Annotated in this window: 15 protein-coding genes; 10 read left to right on the top strand and 5 right to left on the bottom strand. The window is 67.1% G+C overall.

The annotated features are described in order from the left end of the window. Positions 1 to 12: 12 nt before the first annotated feature. Positions 13 to 885 carry a 3-hydroxybutyryl-CoA dehydrogenase gene (locus OHS03_RS25780; protein ID WP_255284589.1) on the top strand — a complete coding sequence of 291 codons (873 nt, stop codon included), beginning with the start codon at positions 13 to 15 and terminating at the stop codon, positions 883 to 885. A 349-nt stretch (positions 886 to 1,234) separates the two neighbouring features. Then, complete coding sequence (metE, locus tag OHS03_RS25775; protein WP_056814614.1) at positions 1,235 to 3,559, top strand: 5-methyltetrahydropteroyltriglutamate--homocysteine S-methyltransferase; 2,325 nt, start codon at positions 1,235 to 1,237, stop codon at positions 3,557 to 3,559. A gap of 88 nt (positions 3,560 to 3,647) precedes the next feature. Here metE and OHS03_RS25770 read toward each other — a convergent pair whose 3' ends face one another. Both OHS03_RS25770 and OHS03_RS25765 read right to left on the bottom strand, forming a co-directional pair. Next, entirely contained in the window at positions 3,648 to 4,982 is a 1,335-nt protein-coding gene (locus OHS03_RS25770; protein WP_328657644.1) for a DUF1254 domain-containing protein, read from the bottom strand. Positions 4,983 to 5,118: 136 nt separating this feature from the next. After that, the gene (locus tag OHS03_RS25765; protein WP_328657642.1) at positions 5,119 to 5,658 is read right to left on the bottom strand and encodes a TetR/AcrR family transcriptional regulator; all 540 of its coding nucleotides are present in this window, start codon (positions 5,656 to 5,658) and stop codon (positions 5,119 to 5,121) included. Between the two features lie 96 nt (positions 5,659 to 5,754). Here OHS03_RS25765 and OHS03_RS25760 point away from each other — a divergent pair, with 96 nt between their 5' ends. Then, on the top strand, positions 5,755 to 7,038 hold the full coding sequence (locus OHS03_RS25760; RefSeq protein ID WP_328657640.1) for a phthiocerol/phthiodiolone dimycocerosyl transferase family protein: 1,284 nt from the start codon (positions 5,755 to 5,757) through the stop codon (positions 7,036 to 7,038). A gap of 42 nt (positions 7,039 to 7,080) precedes the next feature. On the opposite strand, the gene OHS03_RS25755 is transcribed toward OHS03_RS25760, so the two are convergent. Further along, positions 7,081 to 8,151, bottom strand: a complete 1,071-nt coding sequence (locus tag OHS03_RS25755) for a S1C family serine protease (protein WP_328657638.1) — start codon at positions 8,149 to 8,151, stop codon at positions 7,081 to 7,083. A 130-nt stretch (positions 8,152 to 8,281) separates the two neighbouring features. On the opposite strand from OHS03_RS25755, the gene OHS03_RS25750 reads away from it, so the two are divergent. The 7 genes from OHS03_RS25750 (at position 8,282) to OHS03_RS25720 (ending at position 15,111) form a co-directional block, all read left to right on the top strand. After that, positions 8,282 to 9,334 carry an NAD(P)-dependent alcohol dehydrogenase gene (locus OHS03_RS25750; protein WP_062986327.1) on the top strand — a complete coding sequence of 351 codons (1,053 nt, stop codon included), beginning with the start codon at positions 8,282 to 8,284 and terminating at the stop codon, positions 9,332 to 9,334. A 114-nt stretch (positions 9,335 to 9,448) separates the two neighbouring features. Further along, the gene (locus OHS03_RS25745; RefSeq protein WP_328657636.1) at positions 9,449 to 10,588 is read left to right on the top strand and encodes an AI-2E family transporter; all 1,140 of its coding nucleotides are present in this window, start codon (positions 9,449 to 9,451) and stop codon (positions 10,586 to 10,588) included. A gap of 7 nt (positions 10,589 to 10,595) precedes the next feature. Further along, a complete protein-coding gene (locus OHS03_RS25740; protein WP_328657634.1) occupies positions 10,596 to 11,327 on the top strand; it encodes a ZIP family metal transporter in 732 nt (243 codons plus the stop codon). Positions 11,328 to 11,384: 57 nt separating this feature from the next. After that, positions 11,385 to 12,842 (top strand): alanine/glycine:cation symporter family protein, encoded by a 1,458-nt coding sequence (locus tag OHS03_RS25735; protein ID WP_328657631.1) that lies wholly within the window; start codon positions 11,385 to 11,387, stop codon positions 12,840 to 12,842. A gap of 15 nt (positions 12,843 to 12,857) precedes the next feature. After that, on the top strand, positions 12,858 to 13,703 hold the full coding sequence (locus OHS03_RS25730; RefSeq protein WP_328657629.1) for a PPK2 family polyphosphate kinase: 846 nt from the start codon (positions 12,858 to 12,860) through the stop codon (positions 13,701 to 13,703). An 83-nt stretch (positions 13,704 to 13,786) separates the two neighbouring features. After that, the gene (locus OHS03_RS25725) at positions 13,787 to 14,548 is read left to right on the top strand and encodes a DsbA family protein (RefSeq protein WP_328657627.1); all 762 of its coding nucleotides are present in this window, start codon (positions 13,787 to 13,789) and stop codon (positions 14,546 to 14,548) included. After that, positions 14,548 to 15,111 carry a vitamin K epoxide reductase family protein gene (locus OHS03_RS25720; RefSeq protein ID WP_370585371.1) on the top strand — a complete coding sequence of 188 codons (564 nt, stop codon included), beginning with the start codon at positions 14,548 to 14,550 and terminating at the stop codon, positions 15,109 to 15,111. The genes OHS03_RS25725 and OHS03_RS25720 overlap by 1 nt, the downstream gene beginning before the upstream one ends. Here the strand turns inward: OHS03_RS25720 and OHS03_RS25715 are convergent. Both OHS03_RS25715 and OHS03_RS25710 read right to left on the bottom strand, forming a co-directional pair. Continuing rightward, complete coding sequence (locus OHS03_RS25715; protein ID WP_328657624.1) at positions 15,097 to 15,741, bottom strand: class I SAM-dependent methyltransferase; 645 nt, start codon at positions 15,739 to 15,741, stop codon at positions 15,097 to 15,099. The genes OHS03_RS25720 and OHS03_RS25715 overlap by 15 nt on opposite strands. Further along, complete coding sequence (locus OHS03_RS25710) at positions 15,738 to 16,982, bottom strand: saccharopine dehydrogenase family protein (protein WP_328657622.1); 1,245 nt, start codon at positions 16,980 to 16,982, stop codon at positions 15,738 to 15,740. The genes OHS03_RS25715 and OHS03_RS25710 overlap by 4 nt, the downstream gene beginning before the upstream one ends. Position 16,983: the final 1 nt, after the last annotated feature.

The raw sequence follows: 16,983 nt of genomic DNA, 5'->3' as shown, positions 1-16,983 counted from the left end.
CAGGAGCGGGACGTGAGCAGCAGCGAGAAGATTCAGCGCGTTGGCATCATCGGCGCCGGACAGATGGGCGCGGGCATCGCGGAGGTGTGCGCACGCGCGCACGTCGACGTCCTCGTCTACGAGACCACGCGTGAACTCGCCGCCGCGGGCCGCGCACGGATCCTGCGTTCGCTGGACCGTGGCGTGAGCAGCGGCAAGATCACCGAGCGTGAGCGGGAGCAGGCCGCATGGCGGCTGCGCTTCACCTCCGATCTCAGCGACTTCGCCGACCGTCAGCTGGTGGTCGAGGCCGTTGTCGAGAACGAAGAGGTCAAGACGGCCATCTTCGCCGAGCTGGACAAGGTCGTCACCGACCCGAACGCCGTGCTCGCCTCCAACACCTCCTCGATCCCGATCATGAAGATCGCCGTCGCCACCGCCAATCCCGAGCGCGTGGTCGGCCTGCACTTCTTCAACCCGGTGCCGGTGCTGCCGCTGGTCGAGCTGGTCACCACGCTCAAGACCAGCGAGCCGGTCGCCAAGCGCGCCGAGCAGTTCGCCGCCGAGATCCTGGGCAAGCAGATCGTGCGCTCGGCCGACCGCTCCGGTTTCGTCGTCAACGCGCTGCTGGTGCCGTACCTGCTCTCGGCCATCCGGATGGTCGAGTCGGGCTTCGCCACCAAGGACGACGTCGACAAGGCGATGGTGCTCGGCTGTGCCCACCCGATGGGCCCGCTGGCGCTGACCGACCTCGTCGGCCTCGACACCGTGAAGTCCATCGCGGACTCGATGTACTCCGAGTTCAAGGAGCCGCTCTACTCGGCTCCGCCGCTGCTGATGCGCATGGTCGAAGCCGGGCTGCTCGGTAAGAAGACCGGAGCCGGGTTCTACCAGTACGGCAAATAGGGGACTCGTCCGAACAGCCCGGATTCGGGCTGTTCGGTAGGGACGATCAGGTTTACCCGCTCGGGGTCGTTTGGTGGCTGTGTTCATCGGAGCGCTGGCGCGCTCGAGTGGGGCCCTTCGGGCCCCTGATCTTCCCTCCCTACGGGTACTCCTTCGTCGCACCCTTCGGTCAGTCCAGATCAGGGCGGGCCCCTAGAGAGACTTACAAAAGGCGCTCAGGTGCTCGGGGTTTGCGGGGGGAGCGGCGCGGAGGCGTTCTTGCGGCTTAAGCTGCTGTAGCCGGACGCGCTCGCGTGCCCGGCGCTATGTCTCGAGCGCAGCGTGTGATCGAAAGGGAGTATCGGCGGTCATGGTCAACGTCACCGATGGATTCGGGTCGAGCGTTCTCGGATACCCGAGGATCGGTCCGCACCGAGAGCTCAAGCGCGCGCTCGAGTCGTATTGGCGCGGATCGCTCGAACGCGAGGAACTGCTCACGGTAGGACGCGATATCCAGGAGCGTCAGTTCAACGAGCTGGCCGCGACCGGGCTCTCGCAGGTGCCGGGCAACACCTTCTCCTTCTACGACCACATCCTCGACAACGCGCTGCTGTTCGGTGCGGTGCCCTCGCGCTTCAAGGAATTCCAAGAGGGTCTCGACCCGCTGGACTTCTACTTCCTGATGGCGCGCGGCAACCCCGACACCCCGCCGCTCGAGCTGGTGCGATTCTTCGGCACCAACTACCACTACCGCCAGCCCGAACTCGACGCCGACACCACGTTCTCGCTGCATCCCGAGGCCCTGCTCGACGAGTGGGACCGGGCGGCCGCCCGCGGGATCGAGCTGCGTCCGGTGGTGCTCGGCCCGGTGTCGTTGCTGCTGTTGTCGAAGGCCGGGCATGTGCCGGGCGAGACCGAGTTCGACACATTGAGCCTGCTCGATCAGCTGCTGCCGTTCTACGAGGAGCTGTTCGAGATCCTCGCCAAGCGCGGGTCGACCTGCGTGCAGCTCGATGAGCCCTGCTTCACCGGTGAGCGCACGCCCGCCGAGCTGGCCGCGTTCGAGAAGGCCTACAACCAGCTGGCGAAGGCGCCGCTGCGTCCGCGCATCCTGGTCACCGGGCAGTACGGCGATTTCGGTGAGGCGCTGCGGATTCTGGCCGCGAGCAATGTCGAGGCGATCGGCCTCGACCTGGCCTCCTACCGGATGCAGCCGGAGGAGCTGGCGGCGATTCCTGGGATCAAGCGCAAGCGGATCTACGCCGGTGTCATCAGTGGTCAGAACGTGTGGCGCGCCGACCGGGTGGTCACGCTGAACTACCTGAACTCGATCGCCGAGGTGTGCCCGGATCTGGTGGTGTCGACCGGCACCACGCTGCTGCACGTGCCCTATGACGTGCTCGCCGAGTACGACATCGAGGGCAATGTGGCCGACCGGCTCGCCTTCGCGAAGCAGAAGGTGGGCGAGGTCGTCTCGCTCGCCAAGGCGCTCACCGAGGGCCCGTCGGAGAACTGGCGCAAGCGGCCCACCGAGGTGCATTTCAAGCAGAAGCACGCGGTGCGCCAGCGGGTGTACGCCGTGACGCCCCAGATGCGCGAACGCGCGCCCTACGACGAGCGCGCGGCCGCGCAGCAGGAGCGGTTGAACCTGCCGCTGGTGCCCGCCACCACGCTCGGCTCGTTCCCGCAGAGCGGCAAACTGCGCCAGGCCCGCCACGAGGTGTCCTCGGGACGGCTGTCCGACGACGACTACCGCAAGCTGGTCGAGGCCGAGATCGAGGCGACGATCCGGCTCCAGGAAGACATCGGCCTCGACGTGTTCGTGCACGGCGAGCACGAGCGCAACGACATGATCCAGTTCTTCGCCGAGCAGCTCGACGGCTTCGCGACCACCCGTTTCGGCTGGGTGCAGGTGTACGGCTCGCGGTGTGTGCGCCCGCCGATCGTCTACGGCGATGTGGCGCGGCCCGCGCCGATGTCGGTGGAGTGGACCACCTACGCGCAGTCGCTCACCGACAAGCCGGTCAAGGGCATGGTCACCGGGCCGGTCACGATGTTGGCGCGCTCGTTCGTTCGCCAGGATCAGCCGCTCTACGAGACGGCCGACCAAGTGGCACTTGCCATCCGGGATGAAGTGGTGGACTTGGAGAAGGCCGGGATCGCGATCATCCAGGTCGACGAGCCCGCCATCCGCGAGCTGCTCCCTGCCCGCCCGCACGGCCGCGAGGAGTACCTGCGCTGGGCGGTCGGCGCGTTCAAGCTGGCCACCTCCGGCGTGCGGTCCGACACCCAGATCCACACCCACATCGGCTATTCCGGCCGCACCGAGGTGGTCGACGCGATCGATCAGCTCGATGCCGACGTCACCGCGATCGTGGCGACCCGCTCGATCGAGTGGGTCATCGAGGCGCTTACCGAGGACCTCTCCTCCGGCCACGGCCTCACCCACGGCGTCGGCCCCGGTGTGTACGAGAGCCGCTCGGCCCGCATCCCCGATATCGACGAATTCGACGAGCTGCTCACCCAGGCCGCGAATGCCGTGACCCCGCAACGGTTGTGGGCCAACCCCGACGGCGGCCTCAAGACCCGCCACTACTGGCAGCTGGAGCCGTCGTTGCGGAACATGGTGGCCGCGGCTCGCCGGGTCCGCCGACGAGCGCTGGCCGCGCAGGCGGCTGCCGCGACCGAGGAGTAAGCGAACAAGACAAGGGGCGCACCGGATTCCGGTGCGCCCCTTTTGTCTGGGCGCGGTACACGAACGAGCACAGCGTGATTCGGTTCGGTCAGGTCCTGGTGATCGGGGGGAGAACGTAGGTCTGGTCGAGGACTGCCTGCTGGGGCTCGTACATGCGCATGCCGGGGCGGAAGTCGCCGTCCGGGGCGGGGAGCCAGTTGGCGCGGGCTTTGGGGTCGACGGGCTCGGCGTGGCTGATGGTGAGCGTGAGCCCGCCGTTGTCGTCGTAGACGAGGCCGGGGGTGCGGTCGCCGATCGAGTAGCGGTCGATCGGGTTGGCGCACAGGTAGAAGTCCGGGGTCGAGTACATGGTGATCGACCAGAAGGCGTGGACCGGCGGGGTGGGGTCGAGGCGAAGAATATAGGTGTTCGCGCCGGTCAGCTGCTGGCCGGTGCTGTCGGTGTAGATCATCGCGTAGGCGGCCTCATAGGCGTGGTTGCCCCAGAGTCCGGCCTTGGCGGCTACGGCGCGAGCGATGATCCGCTGTGTCGGGTCGGTGATCTTGAAGTTCTCGTCGTCGACCGTGCCGATCTCGAAGAAGTCGATGTTGTAGTCGAAAAGGTGCAGCGTCAACTGCCAGCCGTTCTCTTCGGCGCCCGCCCCGCTCTTCGTCGCGTTGCTCAGTTCTTCCTGGCCCTCACCCAATCCGGCGCGCAGCGCGGACGCTCGGTCCGGGTCGAGGGACAGGTAGGGGGAGGCGCCCGCAGTCGTCAGGCCGATCGGCGCGAACGATTCCTGGAGCGCGAGATCGCGCTTCGCGGGAGGAAATGCCTGCGACCAGACGCGGACTTTCTCGAGGAACATCAGGTCCGGCGCGACCGTCGGATCCGGCGACGGAAGTCCGGTCGGCTGTGCGGCTCCGTCGGCGGCTGTCAACGTCAGCGCGTCCTGCAAGGCGTGCACGGCGGGGAGGTCGTCCTCGCCCGCGCAGGCCCAGCGGCCGGCGATCACGCCGACAACGGTGGGGAAATGGATGACCGTCGTGTCGTCGGGGGCGGTACCGGTCCATCCCGGCGGGACCAGGAGGTAGTCGCCCGCGCGGTTTCCGGTGGCCCGCGTGCCGACGTAGGCGAAGTTGTCGGTCCAGGCGTCGATGAACTGCATGACGTAGTACCGATCGCCGGCGTCCGGCACATGGAAGGTCAATGGACCGACTGAGAGGTCGATCAGGGCGATCGAGTACACGGTGTCGTTGTTGATCGAGACGAAGGTCGCCGAGGCGCCGGCGAGGGTGCGGGCATGGGCGAAGTCGTTGAACGGCGTCGCGGGGATATCGCCGATGCCCTCATGGAGCAATCGCTCGATCGAATCGAGGTTGAAGACCAGCGGGAATCCATACAGGTAGGCCTGTGCGGTCAATTCGGGCACGTTCTGATCCGGCATGCGCGCTCCTCGTCTTCGCGTCCATGTCGCGCGACCATGATCGGACCGCGCGACACCAGCATCCGCCGATACTCGGGCGGCGCACATCGCCCGGAGCGGGTGAGATCGCTGCTCGCCGGTTCGGTGGTCAGGCTGGTCAGGCGCGGATCATGGCGCGGGCGCCCGCGGTGAGCTCGGTCGCGGTGGGGGCGTTGTCCGGGTCGATCAGCCACTGCAGGAGCAGGCCGCCGATCATCGTCTGCAGGATCGCGCCGACATTGCTGTCGCCGTTGCCGAAGGCTTCGGTCAGACCGCTCCGGGCCCGCCCCTGCGCGTGGGCGAGTTCGGTGCGCAGCTCGGGCGAGTGCAGTGCCTGGTTGAGGCATTCGGCATTGGCGTGCCACAGCGGCGCGTTCTCGACGAACGAGGTGATCAGGCTGTGCCAGAACGCTTCGAGGCGGGCGGTGGGATCGGCCGGATCGCTCGCGGGCAGCGCGTCGAGGATCTGCGTCACCGCGCTCGCGCTCGATTCCAGCATCGCCTGTTGGAGCAGCTTGTCGCGGGTGCCGAAGTGGTAGTTGATGGCCGCCAGGTTGGTGCCGGAGGCAGCGACGATATCGCGCACGGTGGTGCGGGCATAGCCGCGTTCGGCCAGGCACTGCTTGGCGGCTTCCAGAAGATCTTCGCGCGTTCCCACCCGCGCACGATAGCAAGCGGCGCATACGGCTGTTCGTGACATACGTTTCAAACAAACGTCAGTGACAAGTGTATGAAACGGATGTATGTTTCGACGATGACCTCTCGACGACGTATCTCCCCGTTCGAATCCAGCTTCTTCGGCACCGGCACGACCATCGGCAGCGTGCCGACCGGCGGGATGCCACTGTTTCTCGGCACCACGGTGCACGGCGTGCTCGATCCCGCGATCCTGCGGACAGTGCTCGACGAGCTCGCCGCCGCGCATCCGCTGCTGCGCAGCCGGGTGGTGACCGACGACGGCGTGGGCCATTTCGTCCGCGACGACGGGTTCCAGCCTCGGCTCGACATCGTCGAAGGTGGGGCAGCCGAGTATCTGGCGCTGGTCAACGGGCCGAGGGACTGGAGTGGCGGGCTGTTTCGCGCGTACCTGCTACGGGCGGGTCTGCGTCAGCAGATCGTGTTGGTCGTCCACCACGGAATCTCCGATGGCAGATCGGGATTCGCGTTGCTCGGACAGATGTGGCGGCGCTACACGGCGCACGCGACAGGTATCGCTGTGCCGGAGACGAATTCGGATCAGACGCTGCCCGAGGCTATGGATACCCGGCTGGCCGACGTGGTTTCGGTCGCGGCGGCTGAAGCATGGCTGGATGAAATCAGGGCGGGCGCGGCGTCGATGGGTCCCGAGGACGCGCCGCGAACACTGCCCCGCGACGGTTCCGACACCGATCCGCTCGGCCGATTCGCGATGCAACGCATCGAACTCAGCGCCGAGGAGACCGCCGGACTCGTGACAGTGGCACGCGCCCATGGCCTTTCGGTGACCAGCGTGCTCGCCGGTACGGCGCTGACCGCCTTCCGAACTCGTTTTCCCGAATCAGGCTCCTTGCCGATGTTCTGTGGGTACGCGGCCGACGTTCGCGCGGAATTCGACCCGCCGGTACCCGCCGAGACGGTCGTCAACTTCGCCTCCGGCGCGGGCGTCCTGGTCCACGCGACCGGCGAAACCACCCAGCTCGAACTGGCTCACTCGATCGAGACCGGCCTGCGCGCCGGCCTCGACCGCCGCGAACCCGCCCACTTCCCGCTCGCCGCCCAACTCGTCAACGACGAACTCACCGCCGCACTCCTCTCGGCACCTCCCACCATCGCCATCTCCAATATCGGCCGCCTGCAACCCCATCCGATCCCCGACGACATCGCCTTCGTCCGCGACGACATCTACGCCATGGGCCCGGCCATGCCCCCGAAGCTCACCACCTTCACCATCGGTGGCCGCCTCACCCTCCAACTCGAATACGACACCGCCCTCTACCGCCGAACCCACATGGAAAAGCTCCGCCTGACCCTCGTCGAACTCCTCCAAACCCTCGAGTGACACGGCCGGAGTTCCGCTTGTTCAGCGCGGTCGGTGTGGGGGTCAGTTGGGGGTTCCGTGGGCGAGTACTGCTTCGACGGTGCGGGTGGTGCCGTTGGGGGAGGTGACGTCGAGGCGGATCGGGTCGGCGGGCTTGCGGAGGTTGATGGCGGCGCTGAGGGCCTTGGCGGTGGTGATCGAGACGCCGTCGACCGCGGTGATCACATCGCCGATGCTGATACCGGCCTCGCGGGCGGGCTGGCCGTAGAAAGCCCAGCTCACCTGGGCGCCGGCGGGTCTGGCGTCGATGACCTGCACGCCGAGGGTTGCGGTGGGGCCGATGTGGACGGTGTCGGTCGGGGTTCCCGAACGGATCTGGGCCACGATGCGCATGGCGGTGTCGATCGGGACGGCGTAGCCGTTGGCCGGCCTGCCCTCGGCCCTGGCGTTCTCGCCGGAGGCCGCCGTGATCACCCCGACCACCGCCCCTGACGCGTCGGCCAGCGCGCCGCCGGACTGCCCGCCCATCACCGGCGCGGCGACCTCGACCATCCCCTTGAGCGCCTTGCGGGTCAGGTCGGCGGAGTTCATGGCGACGATCGTCGCGTCCAGATCGGTGATCGGACCGGCGACCGAGGTCGGCTCGCCGCCGTCGCCGCCCGCGTCACCGATAGCCAGCACATCCTGGCTGATCCGCAGGTCGGCGGAGGTGCCGAGCCGCGCGGCCGGTAATCCCGTGGCCCCTGCCAGCGACAGCAACGCGATGTCGGCGCCGGAGTCGTAGCCGAGCACGGTCGCCTCGTAGACGAGTCCGTTGGCGATATCGGTGACGCTCAGCGCCTCGGCGCCCTTGATCACATGATGACTGGTCAGAATCTGTCCGTCGGAGGTGAGCACGATCCCCGATCCGGCCGCCCCGATGCCGAAACCGGCCGCGTCGACGTCGATATTGACCAGAACCGATTCCAGCTGCCCCGCGACCAGCGCGGGGTCGAGCGGCACCAGCACGGGCGCCTGCGCCTGCGCCACGAACTCCTGCTCGACCAGGGCGAACTCCCCGCGATACCCGAGAAAGGCGCACACGCCGAGCAGCGCGACCAGCATCGTTACCAGCACTCGTCCGACACGCTTCACAGCACATGTCCTCTCTCGCGAGCCGACCAATCCATTGTGACCGGTTTTCCGCGTCCGCCGGTCTCGATACGGACGCGGTCGGGGCGCGGCCTACTTGGCAAAGCACGCATGCGGCTGTAGGCATGTAGCCATGAGCACCGCTGCCGCCTACGCCAAGCCCTCTCCTGACGGGGCCTTCGAAAAGGTCACGATCGAACGTCGCGAGGTCGGTCCCGATGATGTGCTGATCGATATCAAGTACGCCGGAATCTGCCATTCCGATATCCACACCGCGCGCGACGAATGGGGTGGCGCGCAGTACCCGTGCGTGCCAGGGCACGAGATCGCGGGCATCGTCGCCGCGGTCGGCTCGTCGGTGCGCAAGTACCAGGTCGGTGACCGGGTCGGCGTCGGCTGCCTGGTGAACTCGTGCGGGAAGTGTGTGCCGTGTCTGGCGGGCGAGGAGCAGTACTGCTCCAACGGTCCTACGTGGACCTACAACTCACGCGTCCCCGAAACCGCGCAGCCAGGCGGGTACACGATGGGCGGCTACTCCACCCAGATCGTGGTGGACGAGAGCTTCGTCGTCGCGATCCCCGAGGGCATCGGCCTAGACGTCGCCGCGCCGCTGCTGTGCGCGGGCATCACGCTGTTCTCGCCGCTGAAGCACTGGAACGCGGGGCCGGGCAAGAAGGTCGCGATCATCGGGATGGGCGGGCTCGGGCACGTCGGTGTGAAGATCGCGGCGGCGCTGGGCGCGGAGGTGACGGTGCTGAGCCAGTCGCTGCGCAAGCGCGACGACGGGCTGCGCATGGGGGCCCACCACTACTACGCCACCAGCGACAAGGAAACCTTCCGTCAGCTGCGCGGCCAGTTCGACCTGATCATCAACACCGTCTCGGCCGACCTGCCCATCGACAGCTACCTGCGCCTGCTCGCCCTCGACGGCACCCTGGTGATTCTCGGCCTGCCGGAGAACCCGATGAGCGTCACCGGGCGTAACCTCGCCGGTTTCCGCCGGTCACTGGCCGGTTCGATGATCGGTGGCGTGGCGCAGACCCAGGAGATGCTGAACTTCTGCGCTTCGCACGGGATCGGCGCGGAGATCGAACTGATCTCCGCCGACGAGATCGACTCCGCCTACGACCGCGTGGTCGCCAGCGATGTCCAGTACCGGTTCGTGATCGACACCGCCACGGTGTAGCTGTCCGGGTCGGCGGTACGCGCGCCGACGGGCTGGTGGGCGCTCGTCCTGGGTACCGTGACATCTGTGGTTGCCCAGGACGAATCCGCTGAACCTGCCGCACGGTCCGGCGACATGAGAAACCTGCCTGCCTTCTGGTCGGTGCGAACACCACCGCGCTGGCTGCCGAGGGCGCTGCTGTACATCGTGCTCGCGGTGGCCGGGTTGATCGCGGCGTTCTGGGTGCTCGGCAAGATGCAGGGCCTGCTGACCGTGCTGCTGGTATCGATATTCTTGGCGTTCGCGATCGAACCCGCGGTGAATTGGCTTGCCGCGCGCGGTGTTCGGCGCGGGGCGGGCACCGGCGCGGTGTTCCTGGCCTTGCTGGTGGTGATCGTCGCGTTCGTGTGGACGCTGGGCGCGCTGCTGGTCAACCAGGTGACCATGCTGGTGGCGAATGCCCCCGACTACGTCCAGGATCTGGTGAACTGGGTCAATTCGACCTTCCACCAGGATATTTCGGGTGACGACCTGACCAAATACGCCTCGGAGTGGAGTTCCACGATCGAGAAGTATCTGGTGGGTCTGGCCGGAAACGTCTGGGGCATCGGCACTGTCGCGATCGGCGCGCTGTTCCAGCTGCTCGGGGTGCTGTTGTTCACCTTCTACTTCGCCGCCGACGGCCCGCGTTTCCGCACCTGGGTGTGTTCGCTGCTGCCGCCGAGACAGCAGAAGCATGTGTTGCGGGCCTGGGACATCGCGGTCGAGAAGACCGGCGGCTACATCTATTCGCGGGCCCTGCTCGCGCTGTGCTCGGCGATCGCGCACTATGTCGCGCTGCGGGTGCTCGATGTGCCGTCGGCGTTCGCCTTGGCGCTGTGGGTCGGCGTCGTCTCCCAGTTCATCCCGACTGTCGGCACGTATATGGCCGGCGCGCTCCCGGTGCTGGTCGCGCTGGTGCACGACCCGATCACCGCCCTGTGGATCCTGCTGTTCATCGTCGCCTATCAGCAGTTCGAGAACTATGTTCTGCAACCGCGCATCACCGCGACCACTCTGGACATGCACCCGGCGGTGGCCTTCGGGGCGGTGATCGCGGGTGCCGCGCTACTCGGGCCGACCGGCGCTCTGCTGGCGATTCCCGTCACCGCCACGCTGCAAGGTTTCGCGGGCGCGTATGTGCGCCGCTACGAGGTCACCGAAGAGGTCGACGCGCCACCGTCGAAGAAGAAGCGCAAGAAGGCCGAGTCCGAAGCCACATCCGCCGACGAATAGGCAGCTCATGGCGATCCTGTTGTCCTTGGTGTCGATGTTGTCGACACTGTTCGGCGGTTTCGTCGCCATGCGGATCGGCGACCGCAAGCACCTGGTCCTCGGCTTGGCCGCCGGGGTGATGTTCGGCGTGGTCGCGTTCGACCTGATTCCCGAGGCGCTCGAACAGACCGACGGCATGTTCCGCGGTATCCCGTATGTGTTGATCGCCGCGGTCCTCGGCTTCCTCAGCCTGCACGTGATCGAGCGGGCGGTCGCCATCCATCGTGGCCACGAGCAGGAATTCGGTACGCACAAGCACGGTTTCGAGTCCGTCGGTCTCCTGGCCGCGGGCGGCCTGATCTTTCACAGCACCCTGGACGGTTTCGGCATCGGCCTCGGGTACCAGGCGGGCGCGGCGGTCGGCATGTCCGTCGCGATCGCCGTGATCTGCCACGACTTCGCCGACGGCTTCAACACTTTCACCATTCCCACCGTCTACGGCAGTGCCCGCAAACGCGCCCTCACCCTGTTGGCCCTCGACGCCGTCGCTCCCGTAGTAGGCGCCGTTCTCGGCACCGTGATCCACGTACCGGAGCACTGGATCGGCCTCTACATGGGCTACTTCGCCGGGTTCCTCCTCTACCTCGCCACCGCCGACATCCTCCCCGAAGCCCACGCGGGCCACCCCTCCCGATTGACCCTGTTGTGCACCCTCTTCGGTGTCGCCGCCATGTTCGTCGTCTCCGCCCTCAGCCACTGAGCAACATGAGGCGCGGCCTGACCGGTCACGGCGCGCGACGGCGGTAGCGTTCGCCGGATGGACACCCTGAACTCGGTGATCGTCGATATCAACGATGTGTTCTGGAACTGGCTGCTGATTCCGCTGGTCATCGTGGCCGGGGTGTACTTCACGGTGCGCACCGGCGTGGTGCAGGTGCGGATGCTGCCCGAGATGTTCCGGGTGGTCACGGAGAAGGGGCCGACGGCCGCCGACGGGAAGAAATCGGTATCGGCGTTCGGGGCCTTCAGTATCTCCGCGGCGGCGCGGGTGGGGACCGGCAATATCGCGGGGGTCGCGACCGCGATCAGTGTCGGCGGGCCGGGGGCGGTGTTCTGGATGTGGGCGATGGCCACGGTCGGCGCCGCGTCGGCGTTCGTGGAATCCACGCTCGCCCAGCTCTACAAGCGCCGCGAGAACGAGCCGGGGACTTTTCGCGGCGGCCCCGCGTACTACATGGAATACGGGCTGCGGCGTCGGTGGCAGGGGTTGGCGTTCGCGGTGATCATCACGGTGACCTTCGGGTTCGTGTTCAACGCGGTGCAGTCCAACACCATCGTGGCGACCGCGCGGGCGTCGCTGTCGGCCCTGGACGGTGACTGGTTCGCCCTGGTGGTCGGGCTGTGTCTGATCACGCTGCTCGGGCTGGTGATCTTCGGGGGCGTGCGCCGGATCAGCCACATCACCGAGGTGCTGGTGCCGGTGATGGCGATCGTGTACCTGCTGCTCGGCATCGCGGTGGTGGCACTCAACATCACCGACCTGCCGCGGGTGCTGGCCGATATCGTCGGCGGGGCGTTCGGGGTGCGTGAGGTGGTCGGCGGCGGGATCGGTACCGCGCTCGCGCAGGGTATTCGGCGCGGGATGTTCTCCAATGAGGCCGGGCTCGGTTCCTCGCCCAACGCGGCTGCGGCAGCGGATGTCTCGCACCCGGTGAAGCAGGGTCTGGTCCAATCGCTCGGCGTCTACTTCGATACCCTGCTGATCTGCTCGATCACCGCCTTCATCATTCTCACCACCGACCCCGACCTGTCCGAGCGGCGCAGCGCCGACCTCACCCAGAGCGCGCTGCAGGCGTCGCTGGGCGATTGGGCCGGGCACGTGCTCACCGCGGTGGTGTTCTTGCTCGCGTTCAGCTCGATGATCGGCAACTTCTACTACGGCCGCGCCAATATCGAATTCATCACCACGCGTCCACAGGTGCTCACCGCGTTCCGAATCCTGGTGCTGGTGGCCGTCTTCGGGGGCGCGCTCGGCTCGGTGAGCCTGATCTGGAATCTCGCTGATGTGTTCATGGGCGCGATGGCGCTGGTGAACCTGGCCGCGATCATTCCGCTCGGCGTCGTCGCTTTCCGTCTGCTCGCCGACTACCGCGCCCAGCGTGGCGCCGGCGAAGACCCCGTGTACGTGCACAGCGCCGACATCGCCGACCCGGCGGGCGTGCAGTGCTGGCAGGCAACGATTGCGTCGAGCTTGCCCGGTAAACCCACCCAGTAGTGGTAGGCATGGGAAATGGCGAAAACCTGGACCGAACCGGCTGAGATCGCGCTGCGCGCCGACGGTCAGCGCGTCGCTGATCTCGACACCGCGAGCACGCCGGGCTTCACCGGCGGCAAGCGCCTCGGCAAGGAACTGCTGGCCGAACGGGCCACGGTGCTGTCGGTCTTGCAGGAGAAGCTGTTCGCGCACGGTCGCACCGGTGGACAACACAGCGTGCTGCTGGTCCTGCAGGGTATGGATACCGCGGGTAAGGGCGGCATCGTGCGCCACGTCATCGGTTCGGTCGACCCGCAGGGCGTCGATCACGCGTCCTTCGGCGTGCCGACCGAGGAGGAGTCCCAGCACGACTTCCTGTGGCGCATCCGCAACAAGCTGCCCGCGCACGGTCAGATCGGCGTCTTCGACCGCTCCCAGTACGAGGACGTACTGGTGGTGCGGGTACACGAGCTCGTGCCGCAGGCGGAGTGGGAGCAGCGCTACGACCAGATCAACGCGTTCGAGAAAGAGGTCGCCGACGCGGGCACCACCATCGTGAAGGTCGCCATGTTCGTCTCCCTCGACGAACAGAAGCGTCGGCTGCGCGAACGGCTCGAGCGTCCGGACAAGTACTGGAAATTCAACCCCTCCGACATCACCGAACGCGCCCACTGGCCCGAATACCAGAAGGCATACCAGGCCGTTCTCGATCGCACCAACACCGATTACGCGCCCTGGTATGTACTGCCCTCCGACAACAAGTGGTACGCGCGCCTGGCGGTCACCGAGTTGCTGATCGCCGCACTGTCGCAGTTGGAACTCGATTGGCCGCCCGCCGACTTCGATATCGCCGAGCAGTTGCGCCGACTCGACGAATCCTGAAAACGAGCTTTGCGGAAACTCTCAGGTTCGGCCCGCATGATGTTCCCGGTGGGGAGCCAACGAGCGAAAGGCGTGTGACGACGGTGAGCACGGGCAAGAGTCCCTCCGGCAGGAATCCGCTGGCGGCGGCCGAGGCGGCCGACAAGAAGCGCAAGATCGCGATCCAGGTCGGTGTCGCCGCGGTCCTGGTGGCGCTGGTCGCGGCCATCGGCATCGGAATCGCCGTGAACAAGTCCGATTCCGACAGGGAATCGTCGACTACTTCGGCGGCGCAGTTGCCCGCGACCGGCGGGGCGGTCACCGAGACCGGCACGGTCGTGATCGGCAATCCCGATGCCAAGGTCAAGGTGCGCGTGGTCGCCGACCTGCAGTGCCCGGCCTGCAAGCAGTTCGAGGCCGCCAACGGGGAGGCGCTCGCCAAGGCGGCTGCCGACGGTACCGCCTCCGTGGAGTACCAGATCATCTCCTTCCTCGACAAGGCCTCGACCAACCAGTACTCCTCACGGGCGGCCAACGCGTCGTTCTGCGTGGCGAAGTCCGACACCACCAAGTACCAGTCCTGGTTGCAGACCATGTTCGAGAAGCAGCCCGCCGAGGGCGGCGCGGGCCTGAGCAACGACGAGCTCATCCAGATCGCCACCGACGCCGGGTACACCGATCCCGCCGTGGCGACCTGCATCAACGACAAGCCGTACAACGATTACATCCAGCAGATCACCCAGACCACGCTGCAGAGCGGCGTGAAGTCGACGCCGTCGGTGTACATCAACGGTCAGCTGAACCAGTCCGACGCGATCTTCACCGAGAACGGACTGGCCCCCGTGATCGCTGACGCGGCCAAGTGATCACCGCCCCCGCCCGCTCGGCCTGGCTGCTGCTGATCGCCGGGCTGGCGGGCTGGCTGGCGTCGTTCACGCTCACCGTCGAACGGTTCAAGCTGTTCGTCGACCCGAACTACGTCACCTCGTGCAGCATCAACTCGGTGCTGTCGTGCGGGTCGATCATGAAGACCGACCAGGCCGCGGTCTTCGGTTTCCCCAACCCGCTGATCGGCGTCGTCGGGTTCTCGGTGGTGGTGACCCTCGCGGTGCTGTCGGTGGTCGGTATCGGATTCCCGCGCTGGATCTGGGGCGGGCTGTGGATCGGGACCGTCCTCGGCATCGCCGGACTGTGCTGGCTGATCTTCCAGAGCCTGTACCGGATCAACGCGCTGTGCCCGTACTGCATGGTGGTGTGGGTGGCCGTGCCGGTGTTGTTCGCTGTGACCACGCAGGAGCTGTGGGGTCGCTCGCGTGGGGCGATGGGGATCCTCGCCGAATGGCGCTGGACCCTGGTGGTGGTGTTCTACGCGGTGGTGCTGCTGCTGGTGTTCCTGAAGTTCCAGGACTACTGGCTAAGCCTGGTCTGACATCGGCTTGGTGGCGTCCACATACTGCATGAAACGGTGGACGCGCTGGTCGATTTCGGTCAGGCCCGCCCTGGCGAACAGCTTCGGGAAGATGTCACGGTCGAACAGGCGTAGGCCGCTCAGGCTCGCGGCCAGGCTGCTCGCCGACCCGAAGAGGTTGTCCTCGGCGTAGCTGGTGCTGATCGCGATGCGGCCGCCGGGGGCGAGGACGCGGATCATCTCGCGGGTAGCGACCAGCGGGTCGGGGATCAGGTACAGGGCGCCGAAACAGCAGACGGCGTCGAAGGTTCCGTCGGCGAACGGCAGCGTGCGGGCGTCGCCGCGGACGTAGCCGACGCGGGGGCTCGCGTTGTCGACGGCGGCCTTGGCCAGCATCGGCGCGGAGTAGTCGAGACCGGTGACGAAACCGTCGCGGGTGAGATATTCGCTCAGGTATCGCGTGAAATTGCCTGGGCCGCAGGCAAGGTCGAGCACCTTCATAGGACCGCTCAGGCGCAGCCGGTCGACCGCGTCGCGGCGGTCGGTGCCGGTGGTCCGGCCGCTGGCGAGGTAGAACAGCGTGGGTCGCCACGCGTGCTCGTACACCGCCGCCAGCGCCGGGGCGTTCATCGTCTTGCGAGCGAGATTCACTGTCGTGCGACCTCGATGGTCATGCCCGCCTCGCGCAGCCGCGCGGTGAGTGCCTCGCCCATCGCCGAGGCGGGGGTGAGCACGCCCGCGCGCTCGGGCAGGGTGTCGAAGGCCAGGCTCAGGCCGCTCTGGCCGAGCAGCACGGCGGTGGCCTGGTAGCCGGGATCGCCGGTGCCGGAGAAGGTGGCCTGGTACTTGGCGCCTGAGCTGGTGCGGGCGAAGGTCTTCATGGTGAACCAGCCACTGCGGCGGGCCTTTTCGTTGGGGCCGGTGCCGGGCTTGGGCAGGATCCGGTCGAGCAGCTTGCGGCCGAGCGACACCCGCGACAGTGCCGCCTGCGACGCCATCACGGCCACCATGCCGCCGGCGATCCCCGCGGCGATCAGCGGCGCGGCGGGCGAGGCGCCCGCGTTCATCACCTCGCGGTAGCGGAACTGCTTGCCGTAGACCCAGCCGAGCAGGCCGTTGGTGCGGCGCACGACCTTGGTGTTGTGCGAGGCCATCACGAACGTGGTGACCCAGCCGTTCAGGCTGGGGTCGATGCTGTCGGCACGGGCCAGCGCCTGGTCGGACTGGCGGCCGACATCGGGTTCCATGCTGCGGTCCGGGCTCAGCGAGTACGGGTGGGCCAGGATCTTGCCGCGCGTGGAATCGGCCGCGACATCCTCCATCATGGCGCGTCCGGAATCGATGGTGCCGCCGCTCATGCCGCCCTTGAGGTAGGCGACCAGGGTGGTGTCCTCGAGCTCGCCGGTGTTGTCGGCGAGGGTGGCGCGGTAGATCTCGTACACGCTCAGATCCGATGGAATCGAGTCGTAGCCACAGGAATTCACGATCTTGGCGCCCGAGTCCACTGCGGTCTGCTCGTACTTCTCGATGGCGTCGTGGATGAACAGCGGCTCACCGGTGAGGTCGGCATAGTGGGTGCCCGCCGCGGCGCACGCGCCCAGCAGCGGCATGCCATAGCGCAGGTACGGGCCGACGGTGGTGACCACGACCTTGGTGCGCTCGGCCATCGCCGCCAGCGAGGCGGGATCGCTGGCATCGGCGACGACGAGTTCCCATGCCGCGGCGGCCGGGCCGAGCTCGTCGCGGGTGGCGGCGAGCTTGTCTGCCGAGCGACCCGCCAGGGCGATCTTGGCGTCGGCCGGGGCCGCGGTGAGCAGGTATTCGGCGGTGAGTTTGCCGACGAAACCCGTTGCGCCGAACAGGATCAGGTCGAACTCGCGGTGCTGCGGCATT

The organism is Nocardia salmonicida, assembly GCF_036142455.1.
Taxonomy (GTDB): domain Bacteria; phylum Actinomycetota; class Actinomycetes; order Mycobacteriales; family Mycobacteriaceae; genus Nocardia; species Nocardia salmonicida.
The sequence above is the reverse complement of the archived record's forward strand: the minus strand, read 5'-3'. Positions and strand labels throughout refer to the sequence as shown.

Excerpts from the sequence above, each read along its gene's own strand:
- OHS03_RS25745 (WP_328657636.1), top strand. The coding sequence starts at position 9,449 with ATGAGAAACCTGCCTGCCTTCTGGTCGGTGCGAACACCACCGCGCTGG.
- OHS03_RS25735 (WP_328657631.1), top strand. The coding sequence starts at position 11,385 with ATGGACACCCTGAACTCGGTGATCGTCGATATCAACGATGTGTTCTGG.
- OHS03_RS25730 (WP_328657629.1), top strand. The coding sequence starts at position 12,858 with ATGGCGAAAACCTGGACCGAACCGGCTGAGATCGCGCTGCGCGCCGAC.
- OHS03_RS25760 (WP_328657640.1), top strand. The coding sequence starts at position 5,755 with ATGACCTCTCGACGACGTATCTCCCCGTTCGAATCCAGCTTCTTCGGC.
- OHS03_RS25740 (WP_328657634.1), top strand. The coding sequence starts at position 10,596 with ATGGCGATCCTGTTGTCCTTGGTGTCGATGTTGTCGACACTGTTCGGC.
- OHS03_RS25750 (WP_062986327.1), top strand. The coding sequence starts at position 8,282 with ATGAGCACCGCTGCCGCCTACGCCAAGCCCTCTCCTGACGGGGCCTTC.
- OHS03_RS25770 (WP_328657644.1), bottom strand. The coding sequence starts at position 4,982 with ATGCCGGATCAGAACGTGCCCGAATTGACCGCACAGGCCTACCTGTAT.
- metE (WP_056814614.1), top strand. The coding sequence starts at position 1,235 with ATGGTCAACGTCACCGATGGATTCGGGTCGAGCGTTCTCGGATACCCG.
- OHS03_RS25710 (WP_328657622.1), bottom strand. The coding sequence starts at position 16,982 with ATGCCGCAGCACCGCGAGTTCGACCTGATCCTGTTCGGCGCAACGGGT.